At 52.0% G+C, this 665-nt stretch carries 1 protein-coding gene; it reads left to right on the top strand.

The features are described 5' to 3' along the window. On the top strand, positions 1-665 hold a 665-nt coding region (locus AC1DVA_RS28965), incomplete at both ends, for a hypothetical protein (protein ID WP_476808215.1).

The following is a 665-nucleotide window of genomic DNA, read 5'->3' as shown; positions in this document are numbered from 1 at the left end:
GTATTTCAGGCGGGGTGGGCAGCTTGATAGCGTTAGTTTATCCATCGATTCGCGCATATGAACGATTCCCAATTTATCTCTTGTTTTTGCTTTATATGTGGGCTGGATTGTCGGTTACGCCGCTGCTTCTCAATGGCAACGTGTTGAGCCGTATGTTGATATCGACTGCTGTTTCCGTGCTGACGGTAATCGCGCTCTTCGACCAGACGCCTCGCGACCAGCTGGGTCTTAGATCTCCTGGTGGTGCCTCCGCGAGAAGCGAGCGGTTTTTAGCCGAAAGAGTGTTCGTTCGCGGCATCGAATCACAATTGCCAAATAATTCGAAGGTTTATCAGTATCCGTATTCGCAATATTTAACTGACAATAAGTACTATGGCTGGGGTCAATTCGGGCAAATGCGACTATATTTGCATTCGAAAACGTTGCGTTGGAGCAACGGGGGTGCCAAAGGTAGCCCTGTTGAGGATTGGCATGAGCGCCAATCGCTGCTTCCTCTAGCAAGGCTGGTCGTCGAAATGCAAGCTGTCGGCTTCGAGGGTTTGGTCGTCGACCGTTTGGTGCTTCCCCAGAATGAGTATGAAGCAGTCAGGGCGGAGCTGGTTCGGTTGACGGGTCGTTCGCCGGTCGAAAATGACGAGGCGCGTCTCGCGTTCTGGCGGCTAGAC

The organism is Allobosea sp. P4_C6 (genome assembly GCF_056402015.1).
This window is presented reverse-complemented; position numbering and strand designations above follow the sequence as displayed.